A 20,646-nucleotide genomic window follows, 5' to 3' on the forward strand; every position below is an offset into this window, starting at 1 on the left:
ATCAGGCCAGATGCGCGGTGCGCGGGTCGGTGAGGATCGTCTCGACCGCTCGCTTCACTGAGCGGTCCTGGTCCTCGTCGTCGCTGTCGACCACGACGCACCGCCAGCTCTGGGCCACGTCCTCGAAGGCTTCCTGGACCTGGACCATCAGGTCCAGGTACGCCTCCCTGCCAGAGCCACGGCCGGCCAGCCCATGGTGCTCCAGCGCCCCCAGGCCGCCGCGCGCGGCGATGAGCCGGTCGTACGCTCGCTGCGGGTCACACCGCACGAGGACCGGCACTTCCCGGAAGGGGTCGGGGGCGAGGATCATGGCGGCCGACCGGCGCGCGGTGACGGCGGCGCGCCCGTGACGTTCGTCGGCCGCGATCTGGGCGGCGATCAGGCACAGTTTGGTGACCATCTTCAGCGGGTGGGTCTCCTCGATCACCACGGTGCCCCGGTCCAGCTCGGGCCGGACGACGCTGGTGTAGTAGACGAGGCTGCCGGCGATCTCGCTCAAGGCGGCGGCAGTGATGGCCTGCGGGTCGTTGGTGCTGATGCGGGCCGCGTTCAGCTTCTGCTCCAAGGCGCTGTCGCGGAGGTCTCCCGGCGGGCCGGGGAGCAGCTGCCCGAGCGCCTGTCCCTCGTCGGTGTGGGCGAAGGAGTACAGCGCGCGCAGCCCCGCGTCGTAGAGTGCCCGGTTGGCGTCGGCGACGTGCCCTTGGGCCTGTTCACGCAGATAGTCGCGCCGCGACAGGACGCGCACCTTCCTGTCGGCCGCTGCCAGTTCCTCGTGCAGGGCTCGCGCGATGGTGGACTTGCCCGAGCCGTCCACGCCCAGGAATGAGATGGAGGATCCAGGGGTCATCGGTGGTATGCCTTCCGGTGTTCGGCCAGGGCCCGGACCAGGTCGTCGCGGCTGAAGTCTGGCCAGTGGGTGCGGGTGAACCACAGCAGCGCATCGGCGGCGGTCCAGAGCAGGAATCCGCTGCCGCGCTGCTCACCGGAGGTCCGGATGAGTAGCTCGGGGTCCGGCTGGCCGCGGCTGATGAGCTGGTGTAGGTCTTCTGGCGTGATCTGTTTGGCAGCCTCTCCCGGCGAGATCCCCTCGCTGGCCCAGTCGGCGAGCAGTCGGCGGATGCTGCCGGCGATCTCGCTTCGGCCTCCGTAGGCGATGGCCAGGTTCACGGTCAGCCGGCTCGGCACCTCGGCAGTGGTCGTCTCAGCGTGCCGCACGGCGGCCGCGACATGCGGAGGAAGGAGCTTGGCGTCACCCAGATGATGGATACGCCACCGCTGCGACCACGCCAGCTGGAGCACCGCGGCCGTGATGACCTCCATCAGGGCGTCCACCTCCTCCCTGGCGCGACGCAGGTTGTCGGTGGAGAGCATCCACAGGGTCACGAAGGAGATGCCCGTCTCCTCACACCAGGACAGGACCTGCGGAATCTTGCCGAAGCCGATGCGGTGACCATCGGAGGGCGACAGCCTGTGCCTCTGCGCCCATCGCCGGTTTCCGTCGAGGACGATGCCGACATGGCTCGGGACGGTGCTCACAGCAGACGCTCGATGCCCCAGACGGAGACGTCCCGGAAGAACGCCACGGCCTCGCCCCAGCTGCTCCAGGTGGCCGCCTCCCGGCTGGCGAGTTCGGCGTAGCGGCGCATGTCGGTCAGCAACGTCCGGTCGACGCGGTGGTCGCGGATGATCTGCCGGACATCGTCCACGTCCGCCTCCGAGGCGTCCGGCCGGCCCAGGACCGAGTCCAGCACCTTCCGTTCGCTGGGCGACGCGGTCAGCAGCACCGTGCGGATCGGGTAGGTGACCCGGCCTTCGCGGACGTCGGCGCTGGCCGGCTTCCCGGTGACCTTCTCGTCGCCGAACAGGCTCAGATAGTCGTCACGCATCTGCCCCGAGACGCCGAAGGCCCAGGCGTAGCGGCGAAGACTCTCGTCGTGCTCGCGAGGGTCCTGTTCGGCTGCGAGCAGGCCGAGCTGGAGCGGCGCGAGCGCGGAGGACCGGGCGGCCTTGTAATCGCAGACGGAGTGCAGCAGGTCCTCGTCCGGAACACCCACGAAGTCCCGCTCGAGATCGAAGATCTGGCCCAGGACTGTGGAAGTGGCCGCGGTGAGCTGCAGTTGCGTCATCGACTGAGCCATAGCCGGTCTCGAACCAGCAGGTCGGGTCGATGCGGATCGAGGCCGGTGTGGCGGAGTACCGGCGGCTGCCGGCCTGGGCCAAGCGGTGGCCACAGCGGAAGTGGGCTGTGGAGAACGCCAACGGCCTGGGCCGGCATCTCGCCCAGTGGCTCATCGCCCGCGGTGAGAGTGTCGTCGACGTGCCTGCCGCGGCGACCAGCCGGGTGCGTGAACTTTCCCGCGGTGGACGGCGTAAGAACGACCAGACAGACGCAGCGGCCGCAGCCACCGTTGCTTATCTGCAGGGAGAAGGACGGGATCTCGCGCCCGAGGATCACACCACGGCGCTGGCGCTCCTGGACGAACGGCGTGTGAACCTGGCCCAGGCCCGGGTGCGCACGGTCAACCAGCTCCACGCGCTGCTGCGTGACCTGCTGCCCGGCGGCGCCCCGACCCAGCTGTCCGCGGACGTGGCCGCCAAACTGCTGCGATCCGTCCGCCCCGCCGGCGATATCGAGACCGTCCGGAAGGACATCGCCCGGGACCTGGTCGCCGAGATCCGGAAACTGGACAAGCAGCTCGCCCACGTCGTACGCGCCCTGCGCGCCGCGCTCGATGCGGCCGACACCTCCCCACATACGTAGCAGGGCCCGGGCGCTCAGTCGGATGCGGCGGTCAGCAGCACGTCCACCAGCCTGTCCGCCGCATCCGGGCGCCCCTGCGCCCGCGCCGCCGCCGCCATGGTCTTCCTGCGCCCGGGGTCTTCAAGGAGCGGGCCTACGGCCCCGCGAAGACGCTCCCCGGTGACCTCCCCCACGAGTGCGACGGCCGCGCCGGCCTCCTCCAGGTGCCGGGCGTTGTGCGCCTGCTCGTTCCCGGCCGAGGACGCGAGCGGGATGAACACGGCGGGCTTGCCCAGGGCGGTCAGCTCGGAAAGCGTTCCGGCGCCGCTGCGCGAGATCACCACATCGGCCAGGGCCAGCACGTCGGGCAGCTCCGGTCCCACAAACGGCGTCAGGTAATACCGGGCAGCAACGTGGGCGGGAAGCTCGGCCGCCCGCGCAGCCAGGGCCTCATAGTGGGCGGGCCCGCACTGGTGCACGACGTTGGCCCGCTCCAGCAGCCACGACAGCTCCCCGCCGACCACGTTGTTGATCTGCTGCGACCCCTGCGCCCCGCCGGTGACGTACACCGTGGGCAACGCGCGGTCGAAACCGAGCCCCAGGGCGGCCACAGCCTTGTCCGGGTGCCCGACCAGCACCTCCGGGCGCACGGGGTTCCCGGTGACCACCGCGAGCGGACGCACGCTCTCGGTGAGGAGCAGCAGACTCGACTCCGAGGACACCGCGATCCGCGAGGCGCTGCCGGCGAGCCTCCGGTTGGCGAGCCCGAGCCGTACGGTCTGCTCGTGCAGTACCAGCGGTACCTTGCACATCCGGGCGGCAAGTCCGGTCGGCACCGCCACGTAGCCGCCCGTCGCGAGCACCACGTGCGGTTGGAACCTCGCGACCGCTTTGCGCGCCTGTGCGACGCCGAGCGGCACGCGCGCCATGTCCCGCATGTTCGCGGGCGACACCATCTTCAACGGGTTCGACGAACGCCTCACCTTGCCAGTGGCCACCGCCGTGAACGCGATCCCCTCCGCGTCGGCAACGCGCGCCTCCAGACTGTCGGCACTGCCGATCCACAGCACATCGAGCGAGCGCCCCTGCGCCGTCAACCGATCCCGCAACGTACGGATCGCGGTGAGAGCTGGGTAGGTATGCCCGCCGGTACCTCCCCCCGTCACGATCAGACGGAAAACTGCGGGGAGTTGAGAGGGGGTGTCCACGCGAGGCACTCTAGCGCCCAGAGTGGCCCTCTTCGCACGGATCGCCGATCGCCGGCCCGGCGCAGCCGACGTGGCGCAAGCGGGCCGGGGGGATCAGAACCCGCTCCTTCCTCACAGTCGCACTCCTCGCCGCGCAAACCACCTGAGTCCCCGCACGGGCACGCCTGGCCCGGTACCTGTTCTGGATCATTGAAGTGAAGCTGAGCCTTCAGCGCCCGCCGCGCAGTTTCAACCTCGTCGACCATCGGCGCGACGGCCGCATCCCTTCCCTGGTGTGTCGTCATGGTCTCGACGCCACCGGTGACTTCGGCTGCTGCCGGACGACTTGAGCGTCTTGCTCTCGTGTCACTTCACCCGGACGCGGGTGACGGTGATCGCGCCGTGTCGGGTCGTCCCGCTCAGCACCTCGACCACGAGCCCGCAGTCGCACACCGTGTACACCTCGCCTCCGCTGGGCCGCGCCTCGCCTCCCGGGCCGCAGGCGACCAGCGCGGGGGCGGCGCGGGCACGCACCGGGGCGACCAGCCGCCGCGACAGCTCGATACGCCCGTCGGGGGGCTCCACCGCAAGATGCGTTGGCCGGCCCGCCGCACTGGCGTACCCGACGACCCAGTCCACCGTGTCCGCGTGCCGCAATTTTCTCCACCCGCGGCGGCCCCCGGGGTACGGCCCGTCCCGGGACTTGATCACCAGCCCCTCGATGCCCTGCTTCCGCAGGGCCTCCCACCAGACACGGGCGGGGCTTGTAGAAATCCTTGGGGAAAACCCAGCGAGTGGATTTCCGGCGAGGTTTACAAGCCCACTGGTCAGACGGGGTGCGATGCTCTCTGCGATCTTGCTCAGGCAGACAGTGGGACGTACCGACGACCGACCAGGGACAGCGTAGCGGATCCGTGCCGGTGAGGGGCTTCCGTATCGGGGTGACTCCGTGAAAGCGGATGCTGCACGCCTCTGACCTGCTGCTTACGTATGCCCGGGTTGATGGTCGAGGGGTGGCGGAGTGTGGTGGGGGCAGTTGAAATTTCCGTTCCGTTCCGTGCATGAGTCTTTGAGGGGATACGGGCGTGATCTCGAGAGGCCCTGACGTGGCTGCGGGCGCCTTTGTGAGGAGCGGGAGCTGTCGGGCGTGCTGGTGAGCGGTGCTTCTGGCGTGTATCCAACAGTGGGCCTGCGCCAAGCTATGAGGTCATATGCGCGGTGGTGGCATGGCTTCGGGCGTGGGGGTCTGTGTCGGCTTGCCCGGCGCTGCAGTGCTCCGAGACCCTGCGGGCGCCAATGAGGTGGTGGCCTCCACGCCGCCTTGCAGTGTGGCCCGGCCGTATCGAGGTTGGCGGGTGATGGCGAGGGGGCGGGTGCCTTGGAGCAGGGTGATCTGTGAGGGGGCGGTCAGTGTGGGGGTGAGGATCGCCTTGTAGGTGTCGCGCGGAGTGAGATCAGGCATGACGCTGCGGAGACGATGGCGAGCGCGGCGAAGAGGTGGGGGTAGCCGCCGAGTGGTGCGGCCAGGGCTGCGCCGGCGAAGGGGGCGAGGGCTGATGCTGTGGTGGCCGGTGCTGCGAGGAGTCCGGAGAGGCGGCCGTAGTGGGTGGTGCCCCAGCGGTCGGTGATGGCGGTGGCTTGCAGCAGTGTGAGGTTGCCGCGGACCATTCCGGCCGCGATCGACAGGGCCACCAGCAGGGCGTAGGGGCCGGGCGTGAAGGCGAGTGCGGCGGTGGTGACGCCACCGAGTGCGATCAGGGTGGTGGTGCGCGCGGTGACTGCGGTGTGGCGGGCGAGTGTCGCGTACAGGGTGCGGCCGAGGGTCTGTCCGGCGCCGCCGAGGCCGAGTGCCCAGGCGGCCTGGCCGGTTGAGTATCCGCGTTCGAGGAGGAGTGGGACCAGGGCGACGACGACGGCGTAGACGGTGAAGGCGGAGAGGGTGAGGGCTACGGCGAGCATCCAGAAGGGCCGGCTGCGTGAGACCGTGATCGCGGAGTCGCTGGTGTGGGCAGACTGTGGCGGCGCGGCCGGCCATGGGGCCTTGAGCGCGAATGCGTGGGCGGGGACGGTCACGGCAGCGAGGATCACAGCAAGCACGGCGTAGGTCATGCGCCAGCTCATGTGGTCGGCGAGAGCCGCGGTCAGGGGTGCGAAGACGGTGGAGGCGAGTCCGCCGGCCAGGGTGACGATGGTGAGGGCGCGGACGTGGTCGGGTGCCCACCAGCGTGTGAGTGCGGCGAAGGCGGGCTGGTAGAAGGTGGCCGCCATGGCCAGTCCTGCCAGCAGCCAACCGGCGAAGAACACCGGCAGGTTGGGTGCGGCGGCCACGATGAGGAGGCTCGCCACGCCGAGGACGGATCCCGCGCTCATGACGGTGCGCGGGCCACGGTGGTCAATGATCCGGCCGACCCGGATCCCCGCGAAGGCGGAGACGAGCAGGGCTGCGGAGAACGCGGCGGTCGTCGCTCCGGTGGGCCAGCCGGTGTCGGCGATGATGGCCGGGTTCAGGACCGGGAAGGCGTAGTAGACGATTCCCCAGCTGGTGATCTGTGTGACGCACAGGGCCGGGAGCACTGCGCGGGGCCGCGACCGGTCCCCTGTTCCGGTCGCGGCCCTGTGGGCGTCGAGCTCGGTCACGGGCAACAGTCACCGGCCTCGACCGGTGCGGCCGGGCCTGCTTCGGCGACGGCCGGGTCCGCGCAGCAGGTGCTGCCCTGCTGCTTGGTCATCGAGTCGGCGTCGGCCTTGACGACGTACACCTCCCACGGTTCCTGGCCGGGGCCATGGACCCAGACCTTGTCCTGGAGTGCGTAGCAGCAGGTTGTGTCGTTCTCGACGTCGGTCGTCAGGCCTTGGTCGGCGAGGCGGGTGGTGGCGGCGTGGACGGCTTCGGTGGTGCCGACTTCGATGCCGAGGTGGTCCATGCGCGTGTCCTTGTCCGGTGTGCCCTGGATGAGGACGAGTTTGAGCGGGGGGTCGGCGATCGCGAAGTTGGCGTAGCCGTCGCGCAGTTTGGCTGGCTCGGTGCCAAAAAGCTTGCTGTAGAAAGTGATCGAGGCGGGAAGGTCGGGGACGCGCAGTGCGAGCTGTACTCGGGACATGACGATCCTCCTGACACAGGGGTGGAAGCGCCCCGGCCGTCGGGGGCCGGGGCGCCGGGATCAGGTCAGCAGCAGCCGCCGGACGACGGGGTTTCCTCGGCGGCCGCGACCGGCAGAGAGGTGCCGACGCCGATCTCTACGAGAGCGGGTGCCGGAGCAGCGCAGCATCCTCCGCCGTCGGTCTGGTCGGTGGCCGGGTCGTCGAAGATGCCGGAGCCGCCGCACACTCCGGTTTCGGGGAGGGTGAGTTCGACCTTGTCGGCGGATTCCAGGTCGCCGGCGATCGCGGCGACGATGGAGCGGACCTGCTCGTAGCCGGTCCTCGCGAGGAAGGTGGGGGCGCGGCCGTAGGACTTCATGCCGACCAGGTAGATGCCGGGTTCGGGGTGGGAGAGTTCGCGGTGGCCGTGGGGGTAGACGGTGCCGCAGGAGTGCTGGTTGGGGTCGATCAGCGGGGCGAGCTCGGTGGGGGCCTGGAGGCGTTCGTCGAGGCCGAGGCGGATCTCGGAGAGGAAGGACAGGTCGGGGCGGAAACCGGTCAGCACGATCACCTCGTCGACCGGGTCGAGGCGGCGCCCGTCCTCGCCGGCCAGGACCAGGCGGCCGTCCTCGTCACGCTCGATGGCCTCGGTGCGGAAACCGGTGACCGCGTCGGCGTGGCCGTTGTCGACGGCGGCCTTCGCAGCCAGGCCGAGGGCGCCGCGGGCGGGGAGCTGGTCGGCGGTGCCGCCGCCGAAGGTGGAACCGCTGATGCCACGGCGCAGGATCCACACCGCGTGCGTGCCGGACTCGTCCTTCGAGACATCGGCGAGCATGGCCAGGGCGGTGAACGCGGAGGCGCCGGAGCCGATCACGGCGGTGCGCTTGCCGGCGTAACGGGCGCGGACGGCCGGGTCCTTGAGGTCGGGGACGCGATAGGTGACGCGGTCGGCCGCCGTCTTCTCGCCGAGTGCGGGAAGGCCACTGGCCCCTGCCGGACTCGGGGTGGACCATGTGCCGGAGGCGTCGATGACCGCGCGGGCGAAGAGGCGATCCTCACCGCCGTCGGCGGTGGTGAAGTGGACGACGAAGGGCTGGGTCTCGCGGTCGGCGTCGACGATGCGGTCGCGGCCGGTGCGGGAGACGCCGGTCACCCGGGCGCTGGTGCGGACACGGTCGCCGAGTACGTCGGCGAGGGGCTGGAGGTACTGCTCGGCCCAGTCCCCGCCGGAGGGGTAGGTGGCCGCGTCGGGCTTGGTCCAGCCGGTCGGGGCGAGGAGCTTCTCGGCGGCCGGGTCGGTGACCTCGCCCCAGGTGGAGAACAGCCGCACGTGGGACCAGTCGCGCACCGTCGCTCCGGCGGCGTCTCCGGCTTCCAGCACCAGCGGTTCGATGCCGCGGCCGACCAGGTGGGCGGCGGCGGCCAGCCCGGCGGGGCCGGCTCCGATGACGACGACCGGCAGGTCTGCAGTGGTGGTCATGACGGTGATGTCCTCCGAGGTAGGCGGCCGCTCCGGCCACTGTTTCGATTTCTGTCGATGTCTGGAGCTTGCCACTGGGTATCGACGAGTGTCAACATAGACACATGTCGAAGTCAGAGATTGCGGAGTTGCCGGTCCTGGACGCGGGGGCTGTGGTGCCGTGCTGCCCGCCGATCACCGCCGGGGAGCTGTCGCAGGCCGACGCGGAGAAGATGGCCGCGATGTTCAAGGCGTTGTCCGACCCGGTGCGGCTGCGCCTGTTCTCCAAGGTCGCCTCGCATCCGGGCGGCGAAGCGTGCGTGTGCGACATCTCCGACGTCGGCGTCTCCCAGCCGACCGTCTCCCACCACCTGAAGAAGCTGCGCGAGGCCGGGCTCCTGACCTCCGAGCGGCGCGGGACCTGGGTGTACTACCAGGTCGCACCGTCCGTCGTGGCGGCCATGTCCGCCATGCTCGACCTGCGCACCTGACCGACGGTCGGCGGGCCGCGCCGGCCGTCGGTCAGCCGGCGCAGTCGGGCGGACAGCAGCGCGCCAGATACGCCTGGAGGGCGGAGACGCGCTGGGCCATCGTGGCTCCGTCGGCCCGGTAGAAGACCTGCTTGCCTTCCTTGCGGGAGACCACCAGGCCGCCGCGGCGCAGCAGGCTCAGGTGCTCCGACGCGGTCGACGGCTTCAGTGTGCAGCGGTCGGCGATCTCGCCGACCGTCAACTCGATCCCGTCGGCGAACTGCTGCATCACCTTCTGACGGGTTTCACTGGCCAGGGCCTTGAGGAAATCGGCCGTCGCCGGATCCACGCCGAGGACGGGCGGGAGTTCACCGCGCGGGCCGTCATCGCCGCGACCGGTGACTACGGCACACCCTTTGTCCCGGACGTTCCCGGGCGGGCGGACTTCGGCGGCCGGGTGCTGCACGCCGCTGACTACCGAAGCCCGGACGTGTTCGCCGGGCAGAGGGTCGTCGTGGTCGGCGGGGGCAATTCCGCGATCCAGATCGCCGCCGAACTCGGCCCGGCCGCCGACACCACCCTGGCCACCCGGCGCCCGATCGGATGGACACCCCAGCGCCCGCTCGGCCGGGACCTGCACTGGTGGCTCAAGCACACCCGCTTCGACATCGCACCGATCCGGCAACTGCTGAAGAAGGTCCCGGTGTCGGTGCTCGATGACGGCCACTACCGCGCCGCCCTGGACCAGCACGGCGTCGACCGACGCGACATGTTCAGCCACTTCACGGCCGACGGCGTCGTGTGGGCCGACGGAACGAAGGAAGAGGTCGACGCGGTCCTGCTCGCCACCGGATACCGCGTCACGTTCCCTTTCCTGCACGACAGCGGCGGCCTTGGCACGAACGGCGAGCCACTGCACCGGGGCGGCCTCTCCACCGCGGTGCCGGGGCTCGGCTTCGTCGGCATGGAGTTCCAGCGCAGCTTCTCGTCCAAAACCCTGCGCGGAGTCGGCCGCGACGCCGGCCGCCTCCTGGGCCAGCTGTCACGGACGCGCCGATGACGCATCAGGTGGTGGCGCCGTCGTTCCACAGTCGGTCGAACTCGCGCAGTTCGTCTGGAGTGAGGCCGCTTGGGCCCTGGACACGGATCAGTGTCGTGTCCCAAGGCCGCTGGCCGTCATGGTTCGGAGTCAGCATCACACCGAGGCTGGACAGAGCTTCCGGACGCCCGGTCCGTTCGCCGACCTCGTGATGGCGCAGCATCACATAGCTTCCGAATGACGCCTCGACGTCCTTCCCGAACCGTGTGGCGCACGTGAAGAGCATCTGGCGGTATCCATCTGTCTCCTCGTGCAGTTGCCGCCGGGAGCGCCACTTCACGTGGCCTTCGGGAACCTGTGCCACGTCGTCCAGCATGTCAAGAAGCAGCTGGCCCCATTCCTCCCGGACGCCGACTGGGAGCCGGTCGAGTTCGGCGAGCACCATGAGCCGGTCGGCTTCGGTGACGGCATCGCGCAGCATGCTGGTCGCCACGTCTTCGAGCATGAACCGGATTATCAGGTGGGCGCGTGTTTCACCCGATCCGGCCGGTACCTGCGGCAGGAGAGGCGTAGTGAACTGCGTGCCGCCCGGCCCGACGAGTTCGGTGTCGAATTCTGCGGGTGGTGCTGAGGCGTCGGCCGCCGCGAGTTCGTAGTAGCGCACCGGTTCGTCGCCGAGGGCCACGGGCGGCTCCGCGGCGGCACGGAACAGGTAGTTCAGTACCGCAGTGGTGGAGCGCAGCTGATCGAAAAGGAAATCCCAGTCGCGACGGGTCAAGGTCAGGGCGGGCATGCCGATCGGTTCCCAGGTCGGCACCGTCTCGTCCGGGACGTGGTCGTGATCCAGCAGAGACACGGCCAGCCACTCATAGGCTTCGCCCGAGACGGGCAGGGTGCGGCCTCGTCCGTTGACCATGTCGGACGGCTGAAGGCGCAGCGTGCGAACGGTCCCCTTCGCCTGCCGCATTGCCTTGGTCGTCACCTTCTGGATCCAGGCACGTTCCTCCGTATCCGTTTTCGGCTTGACGGTACGGCTCTTGATCTGGACAACTGCGCCGCGCTTGCCGCTGAGCAACAACCGGTCGCCCAATTCGCGCTGCCCGGAGCCCTTGCGAGTGAGCGCGGACTGGAACACGAAATCGGGCAGGCCCCACATGGCTGCGGCGGCATGGGCCGCCTCTTCGGCACCGATGCCCGGTTCGGCGTCTGCAGGAAGCGGCATGGCCGGCGGTATTCGGCGCACGTGCGGACCTGCGGGGGTGTCCACGATCAGGGTGAAAGCGGCGGGGTCGTTGTCGTCAATGAAGCGCCACAGGGCGGGAGATGCGGTCACAGCGCCCATTAGACGCTTTCCAGATCCCAGGGCGTCCGGATTTTCCGTGATCCACCGGTCTGGGAGTCACCGAGCCAGGAGCCTCGCGATGTCCGCAGTGGCGTCGCGGGCGGGGCGCCCCACGCCGATGAGGGTCGCGGAGGCCGGCCCCGTCCAGTCGCCGTAGCCGAGCAGATGCAGCCGTGGCTCGCCGACCGCGCGAGTGCCGTCGGTGGCTATGTGGCCGCGAGCCCCGCGCAGGCCCAGCGGGGCGAGGTGGGAGAGGGCGGGGCGGAAGCCGGTGCACCAGATCACCGCGTCCGCAGGTGCAGACGTTCCATCGCTCCACCGGATGCCGTCGGCGACGAGCCGTTCGAACATCGGCTGGGCCTTCAGTAGTCCGGCGTCCCGCGCGGCACGGACCGGTGGGACGGCGACGATGTCGCCGAGCGAGGCGACGCCGCCGGTGTCGGTGCGGCCCTCGTCCAGGGCGCGGCGGCGGGCGGTGGCGGCGTCGAAGAGTGCGCGGCCGTCGATGTCGTCGGCGAGGAAGCGGGGCGGGCGCTGGGTGACCCAGGTCAGGTCGACGTCGTCTACCACCGCCAGGTCGGCGGCGATCTGGGCGCCGGAGTTCCCGCCGCCGACCACGACGACCCGCTGTCCGGCGAAGTCGGCCGGGCTGCGGTAGCCGGTGGTGTGCAGCTGACGGCCGGTGAAGACTTCCCGACCGGGGACGGCGGGCAGGAAGGGGCGCCACCATGTGCCGGTCGCCGAGACGACCGCCCCCGCCGACCAGGTGCCGGTGTCCGTCTCCACCCGCAGCCGGTCCGCGTCCCGGCGCACCGCCTGGACGCGGACCGGGCGGTGGACGGGCAGGCCGTAGCGCGTTTCGTAGTCGGTCAGGTACTCCACCACGTGCCCGGCGTCCGGGTACTCCTCGCCGGGCTGGGCAGGCATGATCCGGCCGGGCAGAGAGGAGAACGCGGCCGGGGAGAACAGGTGCAGGGAGTACCAGGTGTGCTGCCAGGCCCCGCCCGGCTCTTTCTGGGTGTCGAGGATCACGAAGTCCAGCTTCTTGCGGCGCAGGTAGTAGCCGGCGGCGAGCCCTGCCTGCCCGCCGCCGATCACCACCACGTCCACCGTGCCGGTCACGGGGCGGCCAGTGCCGCTGCGGCCGGTGCCTCGGCTGCGGCACACACCGGGCACAGCACCGACCGCGCCTGGGCCTCGGCGGGGGTGCCGATCAGGCTGCCTCGACGCACGCTCCGGGTCGCGATGCGGGCATGCGTCGCGCAGACTCCGGCTCCGCAGCTCTGGCAGACGCCGACGGTGGGGCTGTTCGTTCCCGTGGTGCGGCAGTCGAGGCAGTGCATCAGATGTCCCTTCCCGGGGTGGTGAGTGCTGCGGGGCTGAACTTCTTGCGCCAGGCCAGCGCGACGTACACGAGTGCGATCAGGACGGGTACCTCGATGAGCGGGCCGACGACTCCGGACAGGGCTTGGCCGGAGGTGACGCCGAAGGTGGCGATGGCGACGGCGATGGCCAGTTCGAAGTTGTTGCCCGCCGCGGTGAACGCCAGGGTCGTCGTGCGGTCGTAAGCCATCCCCAGACTCTTGCCGAGCAGGAAGGTGCCGAAGAACATGATCGCGAAGTAGACCAGCAGCGGCAGTGCGATCCGGACCACGTCCAGGGGCTGTGAGGTGATCGTCTTCCCCTGGAGGGCGAACAGGATGACGATCGTGAAAAGCAGCCCGTACAGGGCCCAGGGGCCGATCCTCGGCAGGAACTTCGCCTCGTATTTCTCGCGGCCCATCTTCTGCTCGCCGATGCGGCGGGTGAGGAAGCCGGCCAGCAGCGGGATACCGAGGAAGATGATGACGTTCAGCGCGATGTGCCAGACGGAGACGTCCAGGCCCTGTCCGTCACCGAGGTTCAGCCACCGGGGCAGCAGGTCGAGGTAGAACCAGCCCAGCAGACCGAACGCGATGACCTGGAACACGCTGTTGAGGGCGACGAGTACGGCGGCGGCTTCGCGGTCGCCGCAGGCGAGGTCGTTCCAGATGATGACCATGGCGATGCACCGGGCGAGGCCGACGATGATCAGGCCGGTGCGGTACTCAGGCAGGTCCGGCAGGAAGATCCACGCCAGTGCGAACATCACCGCCGGGCCGACGATCCAGTTGATGACCAGCGAGGACACCATCAGCTTCTTGTCGCCGGTCACGGTGTCGAGCCTGTCGTAGCGGACCTTGGCCAGGACCGGGTACATCATGACGAGCAGGCCGAGCGCGATCGGCAAGGAGATCCCGCCGATCTCGATCTTCGCCAGCGCGTCGTTCATCCCGGGGATCAGCCGCCCCAGGCCCAGGCCGACGGCCATGGCGAGCAGGATCCACACCGCGAGGTAGCGGTCGAGGGTGGAAAGCTTCTTGACGATCGAGTCGTCCCCGCCCGCCGTGGCGGCGGCGCTGGTGGTGGGTTCGGTGGAGGTCACGGGCAGGCCCTCTTGTTCTCGGCTGCGGTACGGGCGGACTCGGCCAGCGCGGCGAACTGCTCGGAGAGGCCGGCCAGGACCTCGGGGCGCAGCTTGTAGTAGGTGAAGCGGCCGCACGGTTCCGTCTCAACCACTCCGGCCTCGCGCAGGACCTTCAGGTGGTTGGAGAGGTTGGTCTGCTTCGCTCCGGTCTCCTCGACCAGGTGCGTCGTGCAGAGCGTCTCGCGGGCCAGCAGGGTCACGATCTGGAGGCGGAGCGGATCGCCCAGCACCCGGATCAGATCAGGATCGACTGAAGTCAGCATGTACTGATACTTTCACATCATCGTTCACTGACACCAGTGGACCGTGATGTCACCTGTGGCTGATGTCGTCCTAGTGGAGAGAAACAATCACCATGTCCGAAAAGCCTTCTGTGCTGTTCGTCTGTGTCCACAACGCCGGCCGCTCCCAGATGGCCGCCGCCTGGCTGACCTACCTGGCCGGGGACCGCGTCGAGGTCCGCTCCGCCGGCTCCAACCCCGGCGACGCCGTGAACCCGGCCGCGGTCGAGGCCATGGCCGAGGTCGGCATCGACATCTCTGCCGAGACCCCGAAGATCCTCACCGTGGACGCGGTGAAGGAGTCGGATGTCTGCATCACGATGGGCTGCGGTGACACCTGCCCAGTCTTCCCCGGCAAGCGCTACCTCGACTGGAAGCTGGAGGACCCGGCCGGCCAGGGCATCGAGGCCGTCCGGCCCATCCGCGACGAGATCAAGACCCTCGTCGAGGGCCTGATCGCAGAGATCGCCCCGGAGAAGACGGCATGAGCGCCGACATCCGCAACGTCATCGTCATCGGTTCCGGTCCGGCCGGCTACACCGCCGCGCTGTACACAGCCCGCGCCGACCTCAAGCCCCTGGTCTTCGGCGGTGCGATCTTCGTCGGGGGTTCCCTGACGACGACGACCGAGGTCGAGAACTTTCCCGGCTTCCCCCAGGGGGTCCAGGGTCCGCAGCTCATGGAGGACATGAGGGCCCAGGCCGAGCGCTTCGGCGCCGAGATGATCGACGACGACATCGTCGAAGTCGATCTCACCGCAGACATCAAGACCGTCACCGACACCGCCGGCACCGTCCACCGGGCCAGGGCCGTGATCATCGCGACCGGGTCCGGCTACCGCAAGCTCGGCCTGCCCAAGGAGGACGAGCTGTCCGGGCGGGGTGTGTCCTGGTGCGCGACCTGCGACGGGTTCTTCTTCCGTGACCGCGACATCGTCGTGGTCGGCGGTGGCGACACCGCGATGGAAGAGGCGACCTTCCTCACCCGGTTCGCGAAGTCGGTCACCGTGGTCCACCGCCGCTCCGCCCTGCGGGCCTCGCAGGTGATGCAGAACCGCGCGTTCGCCGACGACAAGATCTCCTTCGCGTTCGACAGCGAGATCGCCGGGATCAAGGACGCGGACGGCATGCTCTGCGGCCTGACCCTGCGCGACACCTTCACCGGCGCCACGCGCGACATCGACGCCACCGGACTGTTCATCGCGATCGGCCACGACCCGCGCACCGAACTGTTCAAGGGCCAACTGGACCTGGACGACGAGGGATACCTCAAGGTCCAGTCCCCCTCCACCCACACAAACATTCCCGGCGTCTTCGGCGCCGGGGATGTCGTCGACCACACCTACCGCCAGGCCATCACCGCTGCCGGCTCCGGCTGCGCGGCCGCCCTGGACGCCGAGCGCTACCTCGCCGCCCTCGCCGACACCGAGAACACCGCAGAGCCGGCCAAGGCCCCGGCCACCGTCTGAACCACCCGCAACAGGAGGCCGCCATGGCTCTCAAGAGCGTCACCGACGACAACTTCGACGAGGAAGTCCTCAACAGCGGCAAGCCCGTGCTCGTCGACTTCTGGGCCAGCTGGTGCGGCCCGTGCCGCCAGCTCACCCCCTCCCTGGAGGCGATCGCCGCCGAACACGGCGACAAGATCGAAATCGTCAAGCTCAACATCGACGAGAACCCGGCCACCGCCGCCAAGTACGGCGTCATGTCCATCCCCACGATGAACATCTACCAGGACGGCGAGGTCACCAAGACCATCGTCGGCGCAAAGCCCAAGGCCGCACTGGAACGCGACCTCGCAGACTTCATCAGCTGATCACCACCGTCGCTTCCCGGCAGAGCCAGGCTCTGCCGGGAAGCGACGGCGTCCTGCTCTTGGTCCTTTCTTGTCACCGGCGGTCTCACTGCCCGTTTCTGTCCTGGTGGAGGCGGTGGCTGGTGGCGTTCTGGGAGAGGGCGAAGCCGAGGACGTAGACCTTCTGACGGGCCAGGCCGTAGGAAATCATGCGGCGGTTCCACAGGCTCTGGTCGAGCTGGTTGTGGAGGGACTCGGCGTCGCTGCGGTAGGGATAGAGCAATTGGTGGGCGCGGGTGTCCTGCGGGATCTGCTGGAGGTGCTCGGCACGGTGGAACTCGCGCTCCAAATCGCTGGGGCGGGGCCTGCCGGTTGCGCGGTCGGTGCCGGTGCGGTCGGCGGGGGTGGTGGTGATGGCCACGGGCACGCGGTGGGTGTGGGCGCCGTGGCGGCAGGGGATGCGCAGCAGGTGGTACCAGCGGCTCTTCGCCGGCCCGAGGCGGGGCTCGAGACGGGTGACGGGGACGGGGACGAGGTGGCTGGTGCCGTCGTCGAGCCCGATACGTTCGGCGATCCGCCCGTCCTGGCACCACAGGTCGTGGCGGCAGCGCCCGTAGCGCAGCAGTTCGTAGGCGCGCGGGACGGTGGAGCCGTGCTGCTTGTTGATGACCAGCAGGCCCTGGCGGGCCAGGGCGTCGCGGTGGGTGCCGCGGAAGGCCCCGTCGTACAGCACTCCCATGCACCCGGGCAGGTGCGAGGACAGGTGGGTGAAGGTGCGTACCGCGACGGCGGCCTCGTCCTCGTAGGCACCGCCGGCGACATGGTGGAAGGCGAGGATGACGCGCCGCCAGTACCCGTCCTCGCGCCCCGAGGCGAAGAACCACTTCGTACCGCGCGCGGCACGCTTGGCCTTCTCACCGTTCTCGTAATACACCCGGGCGGCCGGGTCGACGCGGTGGCTGAGGACCCTGCCGGTCGCGGTGTCCTCGGTGGTGGCCTGTTCGGCCTTGGAGGGGGACTTGGGAACGGTGGCGTCCCCCGCCAGCAGCTGCCCGCGCCGCGGCCCGGCCCAGTTCCGTGCAGCCCCGGCCGGGAACAGGCCCTGAGCCACAGCCTGTTGCAGGGCATGGTGCGCGAAGGCTTCCTGCAGCATGTCGATGTGCGGGGCCAGGATGTTCTCCTCGGCATACAGGTACTGGGCGCGGCTGGGCGGAGCCGGCGCCAGCAGCGCCGCAGCACGCCGCCCGGCATGCCGGCGCACCGCCGCACGCACACGGCTCCACTGCGCCGGAGTGGTCAGCGCCCCGACAGCGGAGCGCTTGGAGCCGGTGACCGGCATCAGGGAGGCCAGCAGGAGGTAGACCAGGGGCGGGTAGCGGCGCGGGCAGCCGACATGACCGGGCGGAGGAAGAAGCTCGGCCAGTTCGTAGATGACGGGATAGTCGAGGCAGTCCTCGATCCGCTGTGTGACGCTGCGCTGCTCGGTATCGGTCAGCTGCCGCTTGCGGCGCGGCCGCACCAGCGCGGGCAACGGCTCGCCGAAGACGTCGTCAGGCACCGCACTCCCCTCCCTCCCGCACGACACCGCCACCCGGGCCGCAGCCGGGGGCGGGGGCGGGGCGCCAGGTGTGGCCGATGACGGTGGCGGCCCGGTCCAGCGACCGCAGTCCCAGGCACCGGGCGGCCTGTTCGATGCGGCCGGTCCGCTCGAAGATCTCCACCCCGGCCCACGCGGTGACGGAGGCCGGTTTGACGTCCGCCTCACCGCCCAGGCCGATCCGCACGAGCAGGTCGCGCAGGGCCACGCACGCACGGGCCTGCAGGTTGCAGTCCGGGGCGTCGTGGTCGGACACGGCCAGACGGGCCCAGGGCGCGGACGGGGCGTGCACCTGGCGGGCCGCGACGAACTCCGCCCTGCCCTGGAGCGTCACCAGCGCCCAGTCGTCCAGAGGGCACCAGCGCGGGTCGGTTTTGGTGGAGCCGTGCATCCACACCCGGCGGCCCTCCGGGTCCAGGTCCCTGACCCGGATATGGCCGATCTCCCCGCTGTGACCGCCGGACAGGGCCAGCGCGGCGGCCGCACCGTGACGGCTGGGACGGGCGACAAACGAGGCCTGGTGACGCAGATCGACGACCTCGCCCTCCGACAACGGCCGCACCTCACCACCCGTGCGGGCAGGCAGCACGATGTCCCGCGCCGGATCCTGGTTGCTCAGCCCCAGCTCCCGCAGCCCGCGGTAGGCGCTGCGCAGGACCGAGCGGCGCAGGTACATGGTGGCCACGGCCGCGTCACTGACATGCCCGTGGCGCGAACGCCCCCGAGCGGTCACGAAGTCCTCCACGAGGCCTGCGGTGACATCTTCCAGCAGGACCGCCCCGTTCAGGCGCGCGTAGCGGGCGAAGCGGCCGTTGAGCAGCAGGGTGAACTTGTCGAGGGTCTGCCCGGTCATCTCCCCGCGGGCCGTCATCGAGCCCCACAGGTCACGGACACGGTCAAGAGCATGGGGCAGAGAAACGTCGCAACCCACCTGGTAGATCCTTCGTTCGGGCGGCACCAGCACGGGCAGACCCCCTTCCCGCCGTGCGGGGCGGCCCTCACGGCCGTCCGGGGCAGGACATGAGCTGGTGTTCCATACATGCGACAGATTCGGCACGGGTGATCTCCACGGCAACCCGGACCGCGCATCGAGGTGACGGACCGTCAGCCAACTGGGGCATGGGCGACTCCATGCCGGTGACAGGGCAGCACGGTCCGCGGGCACAGTGCGGCGGCCCGACGAGAAGCAAGAAGGAAAGAGGGGAAGGCGCATGCCGCCACGAGGAGGCGGGGCTGCGGAACACGGGACGGACCGCCCGCCTGCCCGCCCGGCCGGTGGGCAGGCCGGACGGCCAGGCGTCCGGTTCGGGTTCGGGCGGCGCGCGCGGGGGTCAGGCGCCGCCGGTGGGCGGCGGGGTGAGCGAGGTGAACAGGGTGCGGTAGGTGTCCATCAGCGCCACGAAGCGGTCGGTGGGCAGCGCCGCGAGCTCCTCGTCCGGCAACGTCATGAGCGGATCGAAGATGACCGGCCCGTCCGCCCGCACCCCGCCACTGCCCGCGGTCGCGTCCCAGGCGGTCCCCGGCGCCGCGACCAGCCCGTTGTCACGGTGCACGATCAGCGCATGGACCAGCCACTCGACCAGGTAGATCCATCGCTCACGGCCGCCCGTCAGGCCCTCACCCAGCCGGCCGGCAAGGACCCCTTCCTCCAGCGGGCCGTCCTTCAGCAAGTCCAGCGCGGCCTGCTCGAACCACTGCCCCCGCCACAGCTCACGCAGCACCAGGCGGGACCGGGCCGAATCGACCGACCGCAGCCGCGCGAACCGCAGCCCCGCCTCCGTCACCGCCCAGGTGCCGCGGCCGGGCTCGATCAGCCCCGCCTGCTCGAAGAACGCCCGTACCCCGGACATGGTGCTCGGCGACAGGTTTGCGCGCCGGGTCACGGCGTCCTGCTCCACCGGCACACGCCCCTCGCCCCCGAGGTCGGCGATCGCGGCGATCAGCTCCATCTGCTTCTCGGTCCCCATGCGCCCGGTCGGCGGCGCCCAGCCCTCCGGACACCCGGCACGGGACGCCCGGGTCACAGCCGCTCTCCCGCGTCAAGCCAAACGTCAACCACAGCACACACGTCATATGCGCGTGAAGTTGGATAAAAGGGGGTGGAATTCATGGCGGGGTCCTCAAGGATTCGTCATTTACGGGGGTATCCAGCTGAGGACCGCCTTCGTGACCGCGCAATGTCCTACGCTCGTTCACGATGCGTGGGTCCTCAAGCTGACGCGTCACGGGGCCACCGGAGAACTTCCCAGATACTCCGGTGGTCCCCCTTCCGCGAGGGACTCTTCACTGCTCTTCAGTTGTGTGCCGGGCCCGCCTTCTCCGGATCGGCGATCCGGTACAGGCCCTGCCGGAACGGCCCGGCCCGCTCCACCCGCCTCACCCTTCGCAGGCGGTCCAGCGACGAGCGGATGTTGTTGTTCTTCGTGCCGGGGCGCACACCTGCCACGCCTGCGTAGATGTCGGCGAGCGTCATCGGTCCACCCGGGGCGAGCACCGCAAGGACGGCACTGTCGATGGTCGGCCGTGCCCGCGTGGATCCTTCCGGGCCCGAGGTCCAGGCGTCCGCCGTGTCCCGCGGCGCCTGTTCCCGGGGCTGTGCGAGCCGGGAGAAATACTGCTCGGCGGCCTCCACCGCCCGCTGCACCGCAAGAATCCGCGCATCCGCGGCCTGCTCATCCTCCAGAGCCTGACGAAGAACGAGCTCGGCCTGCTCCCTGACGGCCCGGGCCCTTGCCCGCCTGGCCGTCTCGCCCTCGAAGGCCCGCTGCAGACGGGACAGCTGCGGATGCCCCGCTGCACTCGGCGCCACCACCATCCCGCCCCTCCTTCGACTGCACGTGACGTCAACGTAGCCGCCCCGGAAGCTGCATCCGTAGCCCAAAGCTCAAAGACTGCAAGAACGGGTGTACCGGCAGCGCTCCAGTTGACGCCACGGGCCTGGCCGCAGAGGTGTGGCCCGTGTGGAAGCCGCCGCCCTTGCAATGCAACACCGCTGGACACACCAGCAGTTGAGGAACGCCGCCAGGCCAGCGCCACTGCCCGGCAGCCTGCGTCGCCGCACCCTCGCCCGCACCCCCGAAGCCACTCCTCCTGCAGGCCCGGAACACAGCGGCGTTCCGCCCGCCGGCACACGCAAGGGCTTCACCCCCG

23 protein-coding genes and 1 pseudogene are annotated in these 20,646 nt (G+C 70.0%); 6 read left to right on the forward strand and 18 right to left on the reverse strand.

Annotated features, from left to right (window positions below; all coding sequences use genetic code 11):
- Position 1: 1 nt before the first annotated feature.
- Genes ACFYXM_RS10470 through ACFYXM_RS10480 form a run of 3 tightly spaced genes read right to left on the reverse strand, consistent with a single transcriptional unit; the run spans position 2 to position 2,126 of the window.
- Complete coding sequence (locus ACFYXM_RS10470; RefSeq protein ID WP_389288574.1) at positions 2-847, reverse strand: hypothetical protein; 846 nt, start codon at positions 845-847, stop codon at positions 2-4.
- Positions 844-1,536 (reverse strand): polyprenyl diphosphate synthase, encoded by a 693-nt coding sequence (gene uppS / locus ACFYXM_RS10475; RefSeq protein WP_389288575.1) that lies wholly within the window; start codon positions 1,534-1,536, stop codon positions 844-846. Before uppS ends, ACFYXM_RS10470 begins: the two co-directional genes overlap by 4 nt.
- The gene (locus ACFYXM_RS10480) at positions 1,533-2,126 is read right to left on the reverse strand and encodes a polyprenyl synthetase family protein (protein ID WP_389288576.1); all 594 of its coding nucleotides are present in this window, start codon (positions 2,124-2,126) and stop codon (positions 1,533-1,535) included. The genes uppS and ACFYXM_RS10480 overlap by 4 nt, the downstream gene beginning before the upstream one ends.
- A 38-nt stretch (positions 2,127-2,164) precedes the next feature.
- On the opposite strand from ACFYXM_RS10480, the pseudogene ACFYXM_RS10485 reads away from it, so the two are divergent.
- Positions 2,165-2,761 (forward strand): annotated as a pseudogene (locus ACFYXM_RS10485) (transposase); the annotation flags it as partial.
- Between the two features lie 14 nt (positions 2,762-2,775).
- Here the strand turns inward: ACFYXM_RS10485 and ACFYXM_RS10490 are convergent.
- From ACFYXM_RS10490 to ACFYXM_RS10510, 5 genes are all read right to left on the reverse strand, one after another.
- Positions 2,776-3,948, reverse strand: coding sequence for a glycosyltransferase (locus ACFYXM_RS10490; RefSeq protein ID WP_389288577.1), 1,173 nt, complete (start codon positions 3,946-3,948; stop codon positions 2,776-2,778).
- Positions 3,949-4,293: 345 nt separating this feature from the next.
- Positions 4,294-4,512, reverse strand: a complete 219-nt coding sequence (locus ACFYXM_RS10495) for a hypothetical protein (RefSeq protein WP_389288578.1) — start codon at positions 4,510-4,512, stop codon at positions 4,294-4,296.
- 822 nt (positions 4,513-5,334) lie between these two features.
- A complete protein-coding gene (locus ACFYXM_RS10500; protein WP_389288579.1) occupies positions 5,335-6,564 on the reverse strand; it encodes an MFS transporter in 1,230 nt (409 codons plus the stop codon).
- Positions 6,561-7,028, reverse strand: a complete 468-nt coding sequence (locus ACFYXM_RS10505) for an ArsI/CadI family heavy metal resistance metalloenzyme (protein WP_389288580.1) — start codon at positions 7,026-7,028, stop codon at positions 6,561-6,563. The genes ACFYXM_RS10500 and ACFYXM_RS10505 overlap by 4 nt, the downstream gene beginning before the upstream one ends.
- Positions 7,029-7,093: 65 nt before the next feature.
- Positions 7,094-8,488: an NAD(P)-binding domain-containing protein gene (locus ACFYXM_RS10510; RefSeq protein ID WP_389288581.1), complete on the reverse strand. Its 1,395-nt coding sequence runs from the start codon at positions 8,486-8,488 to the stop codon at positions 7,094-7,096.
- Between the two features lie 104 nt (positions 8,489-8,592).
- Between ACFYXM_RS10510 and ACFYXM_RS10515 the strand changes: the two genes are divergently transcribed.
- Complete coding sequence (locus ACFYXM_RS10515) at positions 8,593-8,958, forward strand: ArsR/SmtB family transcription factor (RefSeq protein ID WP_389288582.1); 366 nt, start codon at positions 8,593-8,595, stop codon at positions 8,956-8,958.
- Positions 8,959-8,989: 31 nt separating this feature from the next.
- On the opposite strand, the gene ACFYXM_RS10520 is transcribed toward ACFYXM_RS10515, so the two are convergent.
- Positions 8,990-9,286 (reverse strand): ArsR/SmtB family transcription factor, encoded by a 297-nt coding sequence (locus ACFYXM_RS10520; protein WP_389288583.1) that lies wholly within the window; start codon positions 9,284-9,286, stop codon positions 8,990-8,992.
- A gap of 36 nt (positions 9,287-9,322) precedes the next feature.
- Between ACFYXM_RS10520 and ACFYXM_RS10525 the strand changes: the two genes are divergently transcribed.
- On the forward strand, positions 9,323-9,997 hold the full coding sequence (locus ACFYXM_RS10525; protein ID WP_389288893.1) for an NAD(P)-binding domain-containing protein: 675 nt from the start codon (positions 9,323-9,325) through the stop codon (positions 9,995-9,997).
- Between the two features lie 4 nt (positions 9,998-10,001).
- Here ACFYXM_RS10525 and ACFYXM_RS10530 read toward each other — a convergent pair whose 3' ends face one another.
- The 5 genes from ACFYXM_RS10530 to ACFYXM_RS10550 form a co-directional block, all read right to left on the reverse strand.
- Positions 10,002-11,309 carry a hypothetical protein gene (locus ACFYXM_RS10530; RefSeq protein ID WP_389288584.1) on the reverse strand — a complete coding sequence of 436 codons (1,308 nt, stop codon included), beginning with the start codon at positions 11,307-11,309 and terminating at the stop codon, positions 10,002-10,004.
- A 66-nt stretch (positions 11,310-11,375) separates the two neighbouring features.
- The gene (locus ACFYXM_RS10535; protein WP_389288585.1) at positions 11,376-12,440 is read right to left on the reverse strand and encodes an ArsO family NAD(P)H-dependent flavin-containing monooxygenase; all 1,065 of its coding nucleotides are present in this window, start codon (positions 12,438-12,440) and stop codon (positions 11,376-11,378) included.
- Positions 12,437-12,661 carry a DUF2180 family protein gene (locus tag ACFYXM_RS10540; RefSeq protein ID WP_389288586.1) on the reverse strand — a complete coding sequence of 75 codons (225 nt, stop codon included), beginning with the start codon at positions 12,659-12,661 and terminating at the stop codon, positions 12,437-12,439. The genes ACFYXM_RS10535 and ACFYXM_RS10540 overlap by 4 nt, the downstream gene beginning before the upstream one ends.
- Positions 12,661-13,782, reverse strand: coding sequence for an ACR3 family arsenite efflux transporter (gene arsB / locus ACFYXM_RS10545; RefSeq protein WP_389288587.1), 1,122 nt, complete (start codon positions 13,780-13,782; stop codon positions 12,661-12,663). Before arsB ends, ACFYXM_RS10540 begins: the two co-directional genes overlap by 1 nt.
- Entirely contained in the window at positions 13,779-14,087 is a 309-nt protein-coding gene (locus ACFYXM_RS10550; protein ID WP_266753388.1) for a helix-turn-helix transcriptional regulator, read from the reverse strand. The genes arsB and ACFYXM_RS10550 overlap by 4 nt, the downstream gene beginning before the upstream one ends.
- Before the next feature lie 92 nt (positions 14,088-14,179).
- Here ACFYXM_RS10550 and ACFYXM_RS10555 point away from each other — a divergent pair, with 92 nt between their 5' ends.
- From ACFYXM_RS10555 to trxA, 3 genes are read left to right on the forward strand one after another with little or no spacing between them, the layout of a single operon-like run.
- Complete coding sequence (locus ACFYXM_RS10555; RefSeq protein WP_389288588.1) at positions 14,180-14,593, forward strand: arsenate reductase ArsC; 414 nt, start codon at positions 14,180-14,182, stop codon at positions 14,591-14,593.
- The gene (trxB, locus tag ACFYXM_RS10560) at positions 14,590-15,573 is read left to right on the forward strand and encodes a thioredoxin-disulfide reductase (protein WP_389288589.1); all 984 of its coding nucleotides are present in this window, start codon (positions 14,590-14,592) and stop codon (positions 15,571-15,573) included. The genes ACFYXM_RS10555 and trxB overlap by 4 nt, the downstream gene beginning before the upstream one ends.
- A gap of 23 nt (positions 15,574-15,596) precedes the next feature.
- A complete protein-coding gene (gene trxA / locus ACFYXM_RS10565; protein WP_389288590.1) occupies positions 15,597-15,920 on the forward strand; it encodes a thioredoxin in 324 nt (107 codons plus the stop codon).
- An 85-nt stretch (positions 15,921-16,005) separates the two neighbouring features.
- Here trxA and ACFYXM_RS10570 read toward each other — a convergent pair whose 3' ends face one another.
- From ACFYXM_RS10570 to ACFYXM_RS10585, 4 genes are all read right to left on the reverse strand, one after another.
- Positions 16,006-17,457, reverse strand: a complete 1,452-nt coding sequence (locus ACFYXM_RS10570; protein WP_389288591.1) for a hypothetical protein — start codon at positions 17,455-17,457, stop codon at positions 16,006-16,008.
- Positions 17,450-18,349 carry a hypothetical protein gene (locus ACFYXM_RS10575; RefSeq protein ID WP_389288592.1) on the reverse strand — a complete coding sequence of 300 codons (900 nt, stop codon included), beginning with the start codon at positions 18,347-18,349 and terminating at the stop codon, positions 17,450-17,452. Before ACFYXM_RS10575 ends, ACFYXM_RS10570 begins: the two co-directional genes overlap by 8 nt.
- A gap of 478 nt (positions 18,350-18,827) precedes the next feature.
- On the reverse strand, positions 18,828-19,463 hold the full coding sequence (locus tag ACFYXM_RS10580) for a hypothetical protein (protein WP_389288593.1): 636 nt from the start codon (positions 19,461-19,463) through the stop codon (positions 18,828-18,830).
- A gap of 326 nt (positions 19,464-19,789) precedes the next feature.
- Positions 19,790-20,311 carry a hypothetical protein gene (locus ACFYXM_RS10585; RefSeq protein ID WP_389288594.1) on the reverse strand — a complete coding sequence of 174 codons (522 nt, stop codon included), beginning with the start codon at positions 20,309-20,311 and terminating at the stop codon, positions 19,790-19,792.
- Positions 20,312-20,646 lie beyond the last annotated feature (335 nt).

It is taken from the genome of Streptomyces sp. NPDC002476 (assembly GCF_042889785.1).
In the GTDB taxonomy this organism is placed as follows: Bacteria; Actinomycetota; Actinomycetes; order Streptomycetales; family Streptomycetaceae; genus Streptomyces.